The organism is Naumannella huperziae (assembly GCF_054073625.1).
Map to the genome: position 1 here is coordinate 609,194 of NZ_JBSXPH010000001.1, position 13,177 is coordinate 622,370.

Here is a 13,177-nt window from a genome sequence, read left to right on the forward strand (position 1 = left end):
GACCATGCGGATACCGACACCGTCCGATGTGGTCGGACTGGCGGCCCGGAGCGCGGAGAGCATCGGCGACGCCGCGACCGCCCTGCCGCGGCTGCTGGCGCTGCTGGACTCCGCCGAGGCGCTGATCCGGCGTACCGATGCGGTGATCGACCGGATCGAGCAGACCCAGGCCGGCGCCGATGCCCTGGTGGCCCGGACCGGCGCCGTGGTCGACCGCGCCGATGCGCTGACGGCGGCGATCGAGCCCAGCATCACGCGCCTGCTCCCGGTGCTCGATCGGCTGGCCGAGACGACCGACGTTCGCGAGGTCGATGCGCTGGTCGGGCTCGTCGACCAGCTTCCCGAGCTCACCGACAGCCTGCGCACCGACGTCTTGCCGATCATGAAGACGCTCGGGTCCGTGGGCGACGATGTGCACGATCTGCTGCTGATCTCCGCGCGGTTGAGCGACATGCTGTCCCGGTTACCCGGCATGGGACGGGTGCGCCGCAAGGTCGACGAGGAGTCCGACGACGAGGTGGTCGACCAGTTCCGGCAGCGGCGCGAGGAGGGCTGAGCCATGTCGGACGCCACCGACGAGTTCGACGTGATCGTGATCGGCGCCGGACCGACCGGTGAGAATGCGGCGCAGTACGCCATCGCGGGCTCCGACCGCACCGCCGCGCTGATCGAGTCGGAATTGGTCGGGGGAGAGTGCTCCTACTGGGCGTGCATGCCGAGCAAGGCCCTGCTGCTGCCGGGGGCGCTGGCCGACCGTGCCGGCGCGATGGGCGGGCTGGACGGCACCGAGCTCGACCCGGCCGGCGTGCTGGAGCGCCGCGATGCCTTCACCCGGCACTGGGACGATGCCTCCCAGGTCGCCTGGGCGACCGATGCGGGCATCGAGGTGATCCGCGGCGCCGGCCGGCTCACCGGCGAGCGCGAGGTCACCGTGGGCGAGCGCACGCTGCGGGCCCGGCACGCGGTCGTCCTGGCCACCGGGTCCGAGGCCGTCATCCCCGACATCCCGGGACTGCGGGCGGCCAGGCCCTGGACCAACCGCGACGCCACCGCGCTGCGCGCCGTCCCCGGGACCGTGCTCGTCCTCGGCGGCGGCGTCGTCGCCTGCGAGGCCGCGACCTGGCTCGCCACCCTCGGCGCCGGCGTGATCATGGTCGTCCGTGGCCGCTCGCTGCTGCCCGCGGCCGAGCCGTTCGCCGGCGAGCGGGTCGCCGAGGCGCTGCGCCGCCGCGGCGTACAGATCCGGTTCGGCACCGAACTGACCGAGGTCACCCGCGACCTGCCGGCCGGCGCCGACCCCGCCCCCGGAGCACCGCGCGAGGCGCCCGCCACCTGCACCCTCAGCGACGGCACCGAGCTGATCGTCGACGAGATCGTCGTCGCCGCCGGCCGGCGGCCGCGTACCGATGACCTCGGCCTCGACGCCGCCGGCCTCCCGCCCGGCACGGGGATCGAGGTCGACGACCAGCTCCGGGTGCGCGGCGCGGAGGACTGGCTGTATGCCTGCGGCGACGTCAACGGTCGCGCCGCGCTCACGCATATGGGCAAGTACCAGGCCCGGGTCGCCGGCGACGTGATCGCCGCCCGCGCCGAGGGCCGCCCGCTCGAGGGCAGCCGGTACGCCGCGAGCGCCGACCACGGCCAGATCCCGCAGGTCGTCTTCACCGAGCCCGAGGTGGCGAGCGTCGGGCCGACCGCGGCGGCCGCCCGCGAGGCCGGTCACGACATCGCCGAGATCGAGCTCGACATCGCGGTCGCCGGTTCCTCGCTGGCCCGCGACGACTACGCCGGCCGCGCGAAGCTGGTCATCGACCGGGCGACCGACACGATCCTCGGCGCCACCTTCGTCGGGCCGGACATCGCCGAGCTGCTACACGCGGCCACCGTCGCCGTCGTCGGCAAGGTGCCGCTGGAGACCCTGTGGCACGCGGTCCCGGCGTACCCGACCGTGAGCGAGATCTGGCTGCGGCTGCTGGAGCGGGCCCGCGTCGATCGTGGTTGAGGGCCGATCGTGGTTGAGGGCCGAACGTGGTTGAGGACGGGGCGCCCCGGCGGAACTCCTGGCCCGTGCCCGGACTCCTCACCGACAGAGCCCGCCGCCGCGGGCAGGAGGGGTTGATCGGTGAGGGGTGAGGAGACCGCCGGGTCCAACGCGCCGGCCGGCGCCGAACCGACCGACGCCGACCTGTGGGTACGCCTGCGCGCGGGTGACGAGTACGCCTTCCGGACGCTGTTCGGCCGGCACAACAAGGCCGTCTACAACTTCGCGTTCCGGCACTCGGCGTCCTGGTCGATGGCCGAGGACGTGACCCAGGCGACGTTCACCACCTTGTGGCGGCGCGCGTGCGAGGGCACGGTCGACGACCTGCACCTGGAGTCGGCGCGGCCGGTGTTGTTGTCGATGGCCCGCAACGAGGCGAGCAACGCGCTCCGTTCGGCCAAACGCCATCTGCGGCTGGTCGACAGGGTCGAGTCCGTCACGCCGAAGGGCACCGACAACACCGAGCGCTGGCTGGCCGAGGAGAAGGAGATGGGCCACATCAACGACGTGCTGGGCCGCATCCCCGACAACCAGCGCGCCGTGATCGAGCTGGTCGCCTGGGCCGGGCTGGAGATGAGCGAGGTGGCGCAGGTGCTCGGCGTACCGGTCGGCACGGTCAAATCGCGCCTGAACAGGGCGCGCAGCAAGCTCGCGACCACCGAGATCGCACAGCTCCTGGGAGGTGTCGGATGAGGCCGCAGTTGCCCCCCGAGCGCGACCTGCCCGGCGCCGACCGGATGCTGACGGCGATCCTCGCCGGCGATGCCGAGGCCGAGGCGGCCGACGAGCTGGCGCGCCGCAGGCGCCGACGGATCACCGTCGCGGCGGCGATCGCCGCCTGCCTGGCGCTGATCGGCGTGGCCGTCGGCGTGCTCGCCTTTCCCCGGCAGCCACCGGTCGCCGACCCGCTGCCGGCGCCCACGACGGCCCAGTTGCCCGCGCCGACCGAGGGCCAGCTTCCCTCCGGTACGCCCACCCCGAGCGCCTCGCCCTCCCCGGTCGAGCCCGCGCCGACCGCCAGCCCGAGCAGGGTCCCGGCACCGTCGCCGGGCGCCACCGACGACGCCGGGTCCACCGAAACGCCGCCGCCCCCGCCCGCCAATGCCGGGGTGACCCGCTACAACGCGCCGTTCGGGCAGCCGGTACGCGGCGATCAGGTCGCGGTCACCATGGAACAGATGGGCCAGGACGAGCAGGCCGGCGAGACCTCGTTCACGATCATCGTCCGGATCGAGGCGATCGGCGACCAGGACGTCACGCTCAGCGCCGACTCCTGGAGCGTCAACACCACCGATCGTCTCGGGGTCGGGACCGTGTCCGGATTCGGCATCGTGGAACGCACCCTGCGACCCGGCGAGGTGACCACCGGTTCGGTGTCCTTCGACGCCCAGGTCGACCAGGTGCATGCGGTGCACTTCGACGACTCCCGCGGCAACAAGTTCTCCTGGGCCTACGGCCCCCAGGCCCTGACCGATCTCGACGACCTCGACTTCTCGACGGTCGACGGCGCGGCCCGGATCGCGTTCGTCAACGGCCAGCGCGAGACCGCCGGCGAGTCCGACGTGGCCGACGCGGTCGTGACTGTCTGCGCGACCGACGAGCGATCGCTGAGCTATGGCTACTCCGACTTCTCCTTCGGCACCGCCTCCGGCGAGCGCCTGCCCGCAGGCAGCGGCCTGCCCGACCGGGGCGCGTCGATCGCGAATCAGCCGGGCAACGACATCCCGCTGATGCCGGACTCGATGGAGCTCGGCCCGGGCGACTGCTACCTGGGCTGGGTCTTCGTGAAGAGCCGCGACGAGGTCACCGAGCTGGTCTACCGCTCGCGCAACGGCGGTTCGATCCGGTTCCCGATCGAGGGCTGAGCGACCCCCGGGGAACCCGCCGGGCCCTGCTGGAATCTCTCAGCAAGGAACCGGCCCCGGGGAGGTGATGCAGATGGCGCGGCCACAACTGCCACCCGCCCGGGACCTGCCGGATCCCGTCGCCATGCTGGCCCGCATCCTGCGCGCCGGCGTACCCCCACCGGCGCCGCCGGCCGCGTGAGTCAGTCGCTGTGGCGGGCGCGGTTCTGCGCGGCGACGCGGTGTCGCGCCTCCGCGGAGAAGTCCTTGCGCTCGCTCGCGGGATTCTGGCCGAAGGTCCCGAGGTCGGTACGCTTCGCCGCCGCCCGCAGCGCCGCCGCCCGGGCCGCGGCGCTCTCGCCGGCCTCCGCGGCTGCCGCCTCGGCGGCCAGGACCGCCTCCAGCCGGTCCGCCACCTCCCGCGGCATCGGCAGCTCCGCCTCGGCCGCGAGCAGCTCGGCGACCGCGTCGAGCTCGTCCGAGGACGGCTGCGGGCGGGGCTCAGGCACGACTGCTCCTCACAAAACGGGCTGACCAACGGCTGACTGCTGGCGACCGACTGGTGGGCGGGTGGGAAACACCGGACCGGGCAGACCCCGGCCACCGGCCCTGCGACGCACGGCGACGGTCCAACGGTTCCCCCCGATCCTCCATGCTTCCCCGAACTCCCATCCTGACACGCGACCCAAGCCGGCCCTCACCCGTCCTCGGGGCCGCCCGGACCGGCCGGGTCGAGCTGGCCGCGGTCGGCGAGCAGCCGACGGGTCCGCGTCGAGCGCTTGTCGAGCTCGGCGGCCGGGGCGTACTCGTCGAGCCAGCGAAACAGCGCGGAGTGCCCCCGGCGTACCTCCGACGACGGCACCAGCAGCCGGCGCCCGTCGGCGGTCCGCAGCAGATGATTCGGGCTGCGTCCGTTCGGCAGCTCGCGGACCGCGACGATCTCGGCACCTGCGACCTCCTTGCCGCCGACGGGGGAATGTACGCGGATCGTCGCACCGTCAAGGGTCACCGTCGTCCGGGCCTGGACCCACTTGAAGGCCGCATAGAGCGCGGCCAGCACGACCACCACGATCGCCGCCTGCCACCAACCGGGCAGCCGACCGTAGGCCAGTACGCCGATCGTCACGGCCGCCAGGATGACGATCCCCGCGATCGGCGGGCGATGGTCCTTGCGGGCCTCCAACACCTGCTTCACGGCTCGGCCCGCAGGTGGGCCAGCAGCGGCACGAGCCGCGCCCGGCCGCGGGCGCACCGGCTCTTCACCGTGCCCGGGGCGCAGCCCAGGATGGTCGCGGCCTCGCCCACGGTGTAGCCCTCCATGTCGACCAGGATCAGCGCGGCCCGCTGGTCCGGATTCAACCGGCTCAGGGCGTCCACGACGACGGTACGCAGTTCGGTACCCCCGGCCGGGTCGTCGGACTCCGGGCCGGCGAGCCGGACATTCTTGTCGAGATCGTCGGGCAGCGGGTCGGCGCGGCGTACCTTGTTGCGGCGGATCCGGTCCAGGCAGGCGTTCACCACGATCCGGTGCAGCCAGGTGGTGACGCGCGCCTCGCCGCGGTAGCCGTCCGCGCGGCGGAATGCCGAGATCAGTGCCTCCTGCAGCGCGTCGGCGGCCTCATCCGGGTCGCGCATGGTCCGCAGCGCGATCGCCCACAGCCGGTCGCGGTGGCGGGCGAAGAGCACCCCGAACGCGGCGTGCTCGCCGGCCACATGGGCGGCCAGCAGCTCGGCATCGGAGCGCGGGTCGGTGGCGGCCGGGGGCGCGGCCGGGCGCAGCCTCGCGCTCGGCGTACCGCTCACCCAGTGACCTCCACCTCGTAGATGCTCCCGCGGAAGTTCTCGCCGTCGGGTGGCAACTTCGTCAGATAGACGAGCAGGTACCGGCTCGTCACGGCGGGTTCGACGCGCAGCGTTGCCGCGGCCGGCGCGTCGTCCTGGGAGGCCACGGTACGCCAGTCGCCGTCGCTGCGCATCGGTGGTTCTTCGGGGTTCTCGGCCTTGGGCACCCGCAGCTCGACATCGGTGCCGCCGTCGGAGAGCCGCAGCGCCACCTCCGCGACGGTGCGCGGTTCGCCCAGATCGAGCACCAGGCCCACGCCGCGCTTGGCGCCGCCGAGGCGGGGGTTGTTGTAGTAGTTCAGCGTCCGCCAGGCCGTCTCCGGGTCGCCGTCGATGGCATTGGGCACCTGATCGGGATTCTCGGTGCCGTCATCGCCCTGGGGATCGAAGTCGCGGACGGCGACGATCTCGACGGCCTGCGGGGTGCTCGGGGCGGCGCTGGGGGTTGCCGAGGGGCCGCCGTCGGCCGACTGGGGCGCGGTGCCGCCGCCGAAAATCCGGGCCAGCGCGATGATCAGCACGAAGAGCAGCGCGAGCAGCGCCGGGACCACGATCCGGGCCCACCGGCCGCGACCCGTCCCGGCCGGTGTCGCGGGCGCGTCGACGCTGGACCGCGCGCGGTCGGCGGGGACGGCCGGCTGGGTGATCGTCGGGGTGTCGTCCTCGGCCAGGCTGGTCCGGTGGCCCGGGTTCGGGTGGGCTGGGTTCGGGTGAGCCGGGCTGGTTGCCGGCGCCGGCCCGAACTCCGGGCCGGGAGGTGCGAGGGGTCCGTAACCCTCGTCGGCCTCCGGCGCGAGACCGGGCTGCCAGGCGCCGCGGCGTACCCGCCGTTCCAGGTCCGGCGCGCCGTCGGCGCCGGCGAGCACCTTGGTCAGCTCGGCGGCGACGGTGGCGGCATCGCCGATCGGCATCATCCGCTGGCGCGGCGTTGGGTTCAGCATCCGGTCGGTGAGCTGGTCCAGCACGGGGGAGACGCCGGCGCGGACCTGGCGCGGGGTCAACCAGTGCCCGCCGGCCGACGGCGCCTGGCCGAGGCCGTAGGCCGGCCCGCCCGGCCAGCGGCACAGCAACATCGCATAGAGCATCCGGCCCAGATCGTGCACGTCGCGCCGCTGCGGATCCAGATCGGCGGTGTCGGGCTCGGTGTGCGGATCCTCTGGCTGCAGCCCCGCCTCCAGCAACAGCCCGGCGATCTTGATGTTGCCGGTCGGGGTGATGATCACGGTGTCGGGGTTGATCCGCTCGTGGCCGATGCCGTGCGCGTGCACGCCGGCCAGCGCATCGGCCAACTCCCGCAACAACCAGGCCGCCTCGACGGCGGTCAGCGGCCCGTCGACGAGCAGTTCCTGCAGCGTCGTGCCGTCGACATGCTCGGTGACCACATAGGCGATCGCGGCGTCACCGAGCGGGGCCGACTCGACGATGTCCAGGACCCGCAGGAACCGGGAGTCGGTCGCGATCGCGCCGCTCCGGGCCGCGTGCAGCGCCTGCGCGGTCGCCGTCTCGCCGGCCGGCAGCAGATGCACCACGACCCGGCGGCCGAGGATGGCGTCCCAGGCCTCCCAGGTCTGCGAGCGCTCCCGGCGTACCACCGGGCGCTCCAGCCGGTAGCGTCCGCCCAGCTCGTCGCCCGCATGGGCGGTGATCGGATGCTCGTCCTCGGCGGTGTCGTCCAGCGGGCCGGCGGCGTACTGCGGGGCATCGGGTACGCCGAAGCTGCCCGGCTGCAGGGGCCGCTCCGGACGCAGCACCGTGCCGGCGCGCTGGTCGACCGGCGGCACGTCGGCGGTGATCCGCGGCATCAGCACCGTCTTCGGGTCGTCCATCACCGGCTCCGGCGCGAAGATCTCGGTGATCGCCTCGTCCTGGGCGTCGAGCTCGGCCGCCCCGGTGGCCTCCGCCTTCTCCGCGGTCGCGGTGGCCGGGGTCGGGCGGCCGCGGCGGCGTACCGTCGCGATGATGTCGGTCACCTCGCGCACGTGCAGCAGGCGGGCCAGCCCGACGAAGACCGCCAGGCCGGCCAGCCCGCCGCCGACGACGGTCGCGGCGACGATGAGGAACGAGTCGTAGTGATCACGCGCCAGCCAACTGATCCCGAACGCGACCGCGCCCGCGGGCAGCGCGCACACGGTGACCCGGACCAGGTGGCGGATCAGGTCGGTCGCCGACAAGCCGGGCAGCCGCTTGTGCAGGTTGTGCCAGGAGATGATCACACCGAAGACGTAGGACAGGGAGTACGCCAGGGTCACCCCGGGCGCCAGCCAGGCCGGTCCCGCCCACGGGGTGAAGGTGAAGCCGACCGCGAGGACCACGTTGACGGCGATGATCGCGATCTGCTGCAGGGCGGGGGTGCGGGTGTCCTCCAGCGCGTAGTACAGGCGCAGGCAGAGGTACTGGATGGTGAACGGAATGATCCCGACGCAGGCGGCGAGCAGCGTCCAGGCGGTGAACTGGAAGTCGCGGATGCCGGCGCCGTTGCCGAACAGCACCCGGGCGATCGGGAAGGCCAGGGCGGCGAAGGCGATCGTCGCCGGCAGCAGCACGGTGGTGGCCAGCTTCTGGGTCCGCATGCCCTCCGCGGCGACGCCGGCCAGGTCGTGTTCGGCGGCCAGCCGGGAGACCATCGGCAGCATCGCCGTCGCCAGCGACACCGTGATCATCGAGTGCGGCACCTGCCAGATCAACCGGGCGTTCTGGAACACCGTGTTTCCGGCGCCCTCGCCGCCGAGGGTCGTCGCGCCCGAGGTGATGTTGGTCGAGACCATCAGCCCGATCTGGCTGACGGTCATGTAGAGCAGCGTCCACACCGCGAGTCGGAACACGTGGCCGAGGCCCGCGCCGCGCCAGTCAAAGCGCGGCCGCAGCCGCAGCCCGGTGCCGCGCACGTAGGGGATCATCGCGGCGGCCTGCAGCACCACCCCGGCCAGGCCGCCGAGCCCCAGCGTGATCGCCTGCGCGGTGCTGAACGTCTCGGTCGGCGACGCCGGGTGCCCCCAGACAACGAGATAGACCGCCAGCACGCCGATCGAGACGACGTTGTTGACGATCGGCGCCCACATCATCGGGCCGAACTTGCCCCGCGCGTTCAACACCTGGCCGAGCACCACATAGATCCCGTAGAAGAAGATCTGCGGCATGATCAGGTAGGCGATGATCAGCATCGAACGCCAGTCTGCGGCGAGTTCTGGGGTACGCCACTCCGGCGCCGTGTAGGGGATCATCACCAGCGGGGTGGCCAGGGTGATGATCAGCGTCGCCCCGCCCAGCACGGTCAGGATCGCGGTGATCATCCGGCTGACGAAGCCCGAGCCGCCGTCGGCATCGTTCTTGATCGCTCGCACGATCTGCGGCACCAGCACGGTGTTCAGCACGCCGCCGGCGATCAGGAAGTAGATCGCATTGGAGACCGAGAAGCCGAGGTTGTAGATCTCCGCCTGCCGGGTGCCGTTGCCGAAGATGAACGCCAGCAGCGCCACCCGGATGAAGCCGAGGATCCGGGAGATCAGGGTGCCGGCCGCCATCACCGCCGTGGCGGAGACGAGCGACCGATTGCGCGCGGTGTCCGGACTCACGGGCCGACCCTCGCATCGGCCGGGTGGCGGCCGGTGCCGGTGGCCGGGTCGCCGCGCCTGCTGCCGCGGCCCTCCCGGCGTACCTGTCGGATGCGGAGCAGCGTCGAGACGGCGAGCACCACCCCCGAGATCGCCACGATGACCCAGCCGACCGCGCCGAGCTGGGTGGCCTCGACATCGATCTTGACGCCGTTGCCGATCCGCCGGCCGTCGGGGGTGACCAGGTGGCCGGTGACGCCGACGGTGCCGTTGCCGGCCGCCTCGGGCGAGAGGGTGACGGTGGTCGACTCCCCGCCGCCGACCACGACATCGCGGACCGGCGGCACCTTGAGGCGGGCGGCGTTCTCGGAGTCGAAGACCACCGAGACCCGCAGCGACTCGGGCAGCGCGTTGGCGATCGTGACCGGGAACTGGCCCTGCTGGTTGCTCATCGTCACCCGGGACTGGGCGCGCAGGCTGAGCGAGCGGCCGGCGAAGAAGTCGGCCAGTTCGCGGCGAATCGGGTCGAGATAGCCGTCGCGGGCCTCGGCGGCGCCGCGCCAGGTCGCGCTCGCGCCGCGGACCAGGACGGCGTCGAACTGCGGGCGGGCGCGGTCGGGGTCGAGCCAGGCCCCGAGATAGGAGCCGACGTCGCCGCGCAGTTCGGCCAGGGCGCCGAGCTGCTCGTCGGACAGGGTCGGGGCGTCGGGCTCGCGGAAGGTTCCGTTCCACTCCTGGGGATCGGAGTCGAGCAGGCCGGTCAGGGTGAGCCGCTCGACCCACGGCGCGTCGGATGCCGCGTCGGCGGCGGCCTCGTCGGGCTGGGTGATCAGGCGGACCGTGCCGCCGCCGCCGACCTGGGAGATCGCATCGACCAGCGATTCGCCGAGCAGGCGCTGGCGCTGGTGCAGCGGCCGGACGCCGTCGGCCGGCAGCGGTCCGCCGGTGTAGGCGAGCGGGTCGTAGCGCACCAGCGGCGCCGGCGAGGCCGGCTGGGCGGCGAGCAGCCGGTGGGCGCTGTCGGCATTCGAGGTGAGAACGGCCGTCGGCCCGAACGGGCGTACCGCCTCCAGCGTGCGCTGGTCGAGCTCGCCGTCGCCGCCCCAGGCGAGCAGCGGCAGGTCGCCGAGCTCGGAGGCCTCGCCGAGGCGCGCGGACTGGTCGATCAGCCAGGGATCGTCGGTACGCGTGGCGGCCCGCAGGTCGAGGGTCGCATAGGGCAGCCGGAATCCGGCGGAGCGGTCGAGCCGTTCGAACTGGGTCAGCCAGCGGCGGGCGAGCTCGGCGCCGCCGCCGTCGGTCAGCGTGCCGTCGGCCTCGCGTACCCGGTAGCCGGCCGCCATCGCCGACAGCTCCTCGTGCAGCGACGGGTCGATCGCCCAGCTCATCCCGGGGCGTCCGGCGGCGGCGAGCAGGGCGGTGAGCCGGCCGCCCCGGGCCAGTTCGGTGGCGAGATGGTCGTCGGCGAAGACACCGGGGGTGAGCATCGACGGCTGGCTGGTCAGCGCGACGATGGAGGTGATCTTGGTCCGGGTCGGTGGTGCGTCGGAGGCGGCCGGCAGCGGGAGGAACAGGCGGGTCCGGCCGGGCACCGAGGTGGGGCCGTTGTCCACCTGGCCGAGCACGTCGACGCCGGTGAGATAGACGCCGCCCCGGCGCGGGAAGTCGAGATCGGCGATCTTGGCGGTGACCGTGAAGGCGAGCTTCTCGCCGGGCTGCATCGGTCCGCGGTCGAGGGTCACGTTCTGGAAGGCGCCGTCGATGGGTACGCGATCGCCGGTCGGGGTCGCCTCGCCGGCGAGCACCTCGTCGAGCGATGTGCGGTTGGTCAGCGGCGCCTGGTTGCGCCACAGGTAGGCCCGGACGTTGGCGATCGGGTCGTCGGAGGTATTGGTCAGCGTGCCCTTGATCGTCAGCTCCCCGTCCCGGCTCGGCACCGCCGGCTCGAAGGAGGTGAGGTCGACCCGGATCGGGCGGGGCGGCTCCTGGGCCCCGGCCGGGGGAGGGGGGCCGGCGAGTGTGGCGAGGATCCCGAGGACGAGGGCGGCGAGAAGCGCGGTGGTGGCTCGGGGGGCGGGGGTCGTTCGACCGCGTGCGGGCGGGCAGGCCGCTGGCGACGTCGGTCCGATCACCCCGCCATCCTAGGAGCCGGTACGCCGTCCGCCGGCCAGCCGAGCCGGGCGTACCCCCGATCCGCGAGCCGAACCGGCAGCCGGTGGCCGAACCGGCTCCCGAGGGCGTACCCGATCCGCGAGCCGAACCGGCAGGCGGTGGCCGAACCGGCAGGCGCGAGTGTTGTAACGTCCGCGGCTGCCGATTGGGTTCGCGTATTGGCTTGGGGTGCGGGATTCGGCCCAGCGCGGGGGCAGGCATGAGCGGCTAGAGTGGCCCGTCGTGCCAGACCTGTCCGAGGCCCAGGCGAATGCCGTGGCCGAGCTGCTCCGGATCGCGCCCGTGGTGGGCCGGCTGGGCGAAGCGTTCGCGGCGGCGGGGCACGAGCTCTATCTGGTCGGCGGCAGCGTCCGCGACGCGCTGCTGGGCCGGCTCGGCAACGACCTGGATTTCACCACCGACGCCCGGCCGGACGACATCGAGGCCCTCCTCTCCGACTTCACCGCCGGGGTACGCGGGGCGGCGGTCTGGGCGATCGGCAAGGAGTTCGGCACGATCGGCGCCCGCGTACCCGCCGGCAAGAACCAGCCGGACTGGGTGATCGAGATCACCACGTTCCGCTCCGACGTCTATCGGCCCGAGTCGCGCAAGCCCGAGGTGGCCTTCGGCGACACCCTCGACGGCGACCTTGTCCGGCGCGACTTCACGGTCAATGCGATGGCGATCAAGATCGGCGAGGACAGCTTCGTGGACCCCTACGGCGGTCTCGGTGATCTTGCCCAGGGGGTATTGCGCACGCCCGGTACGCCCGAGCAGTCCTTCTCCGACGATCCGCTGCGGATGATGCGGGCGGCGCGGTTTGCCTCGCAGCTTCGGATGCGGCCGGCACCGGAGGTGCTCGCGGCGATGGCGGCGATGGCCGACCGGATCGAGATCATTTCGGCAGAGCGGGTACGCGATGAGCTGTCCAAGCTGTTGCTGACCGATGCCCCGCGCGCGGGCCTGGCGATGCTGGTGGCGAGCGGGCTCGCTGATCACGTGTTGCCGGAGCTGCCGGCGATGCGGCTCGAGCTGGACGAGCACCATCGGCACAAGGATGTCTTCGAGCACTCGCTGGTGGTGCTGGAGCAGGCGATTGATCTTGAACGTAGGCGCGGTCACGAGCCCGAGCTGGTGAACCGGCTCGCCGCGCTGCTGCACGACATCGGCAAGCCGGCGACCCGGCGGTTCGTCGGCGAGAACAAGGTCACCTTCCATCATCACGACGTGGTCGGGGCGAAGCTGGTACGCAAGCGGCTGAAGGCGTTGCGATTTCCCGGCGACGTGATCGACGCCGTGAGCACGTTGGTGGAGCTTCATCTGCGCTTCCATGGTTATGGTGACGGACAGTGGACGGACTCGGCGGTACGCCGCTATGTCCGCGACGCCGGTGATCAACTCGAACGGCTGCACATCCTCACCCGGGCCGACTCGACCACGCGGAACCGGCGCAAGGCCGAGCGGCTGCGCCGCTCCTACGATGATCTTGAGGATCGGATCGACCGGCTGGCCGAGGAGGAGGAGCTCGACGCGCTTCGGCCCGAGCTGAACGGTGATCAGATCATGGAGATCCTTGGTCTGTCGCCGGGGCGCGAGGTCGGTGAGGCGTACCGGTATCTGCTGGAGCTGCGGATCGAGGGCGGTCCCATCGGCGAGGACGCCGCCCGTGAGGAGCTGCTGCGCTGGTGGGCCGGCCGGGCCGGGGCGTGACGCTCGCGGCTTTGCCGCCGGTTCGCGTGCTCGCATAG

The 13,177-nt window shown here is 72.7% G+C and carries 10 protein-coding genes; 5 read left to right on the forward strand and 5 right to left on the reverse strand.

Going from position 1 to position 13,177, the window contains the following annotated elements:
- The first annotated feature begins 4 nt into the window (after positions 1-4).
- The 4 genes from ACXDC7_RS02910 to ACXDC7_RS02925 all read left to right on the forward strand — a co-directional run bounded on the left by ACXDC7_RS02910 (position 5) and on the right by ACXDC7_RS02925 (position 3,906).
- The gene (locus ACXDC7_RS02910; RefSeq protein WP_179444902.1) at positions 5-556 is read left to right on the forward strand and encodes a hypothetical protein; all 552 of its coding nucleotides are present in this window, start codon (positions 5-7) and stop codon (positions 554-556) included.
- A gap of 3 nt (positions 557-559) precedes the next feature.
- Positions 560-2,002: a dihydrolipoyl dehydrogenase family protein gene (locus ACXDC7_RS02915; RefSeq protein WP_459221116.1), complete on the forward strand. Its 1,443-nt coding sequence runs from the start codon at positions 560-562 to the stop codon at positions 2,000-2,002.
- Between the two features lie 120 nt (positions 2,003-2,122).
- Positions 2,123-2,734, forward strand: a complete 612-nt coding sequence (locus ACXDC7_RS02920) for an RNA polymerase sigma factor (protein WP_343045895.1) — start codon at positions 2,123-2,125, stop codon at positions 2,732-2,734.
- Positions 2,731-3,906, forward strand: coding sequence for a hypothetical protein (locus ACXDC7_RS02925; protein WP_459221117.1), 1,176 nt, complete (start codon positions 2,731-2,733; stop codon positions 3,904-3,906). Before ACXDC7_RS02920 ends, ACXDC7_RS02925 begins: the two co-directional genes overlap by 4 nt.
- A 182-nt stretch (positions 3,907-4,088) precedes the next feature.
- On the opposite strand, the gene ACXDC7_RS02930 is transcribed toward ACXDC7_RS02925, so the two are convergent.
- The 5 genes from ACXDC7_RS02930 to ACXDC7_RS02950 form a co-directional block, all read right to left on the reverse strand.
- Positions 4,089-4,394 (reverse strand): hypothetical protein, encoded by a 306-nt coding sequence (locus ACXDC7_RS02930; RefSeq protein WP_179444899.1) that lies wholly within the window; start codon positions 4,392-4,394, stop codon positions 4,089-4,091.
- Between the two features lie 188 nt (positions 4,395-4,582).
- Positions 4,583-5,080, reverse strand: a complete 498-nt coding sequence (locus tag ACXDC7_RS02935) for a hypothetical protein (RefSeq protein WP_459221118.1) — start codon at positions 5,078-5,080, stop codon at positions 4,583-4,585.
- Positions 5,077-5,688, reverse strand: coding sequence for an RNA polymerase sigma factor SigM (gene sigM / locus ACXDC7_RS02940; protein WP_459221119.1), 612 nt, complete (start codon positions 5,686-5,688; stop codon positions 5,077-5,079). The genes ACXDC7_RS02935 and sigM overlap by 4 nt, the downstream gene beginning before the upstream one ends.
- Entirely contained in the window at positions 5,685-9,299 is a 3,615-nt protein-coding gene (gene murJ / locus ACXDC7_RS02945; RefSeq protein ID WP_459221120.1) for a murein biosynthesis integral membrane protein MurJ, read from the reverse strand. Before murJ ends, sigM begins: the two co-directional genes overlap by 4 nt.
- Positions 9,296-11,410 carry a DUF6049 family protein gene (locus ACXDC7_RS02950; RefSeq protein ID WP_459221121.1) on the reverse strand — a complete coding sequence of 705 codons (2,115 nt, stop codon included), beginning with the start codon at positions 11,408-11,410 and terminating at the stop codon, positions 9,296-9,298. Before ACXDC7_RS02950 ends, murJ begins: the two co-directional genes overlap by 4 nt.
- A 262-nt stretch (positions 11,411-11,672) precedes the next feature.
- Here ACXDC7_RS02950 and ACXDC7_RS02955 point away from each other — a divergent pair, with 262 nt between their 5' ends.
- The gene (locus ACXDC7_RS02955; protein ID WP_459221122.1) at positions 11,673-13,139 is read left to right on the forward strand and encodes a CCA tRNA nucleotidyltransferase; all 1,467 of its coding nucleotides are present in this window, start codon (positions 11,673-11,675) and stop codon (positions 13,137-13,139) included.
- Positions 13,140-13,177: the final 38 nt, after the last annotated feature.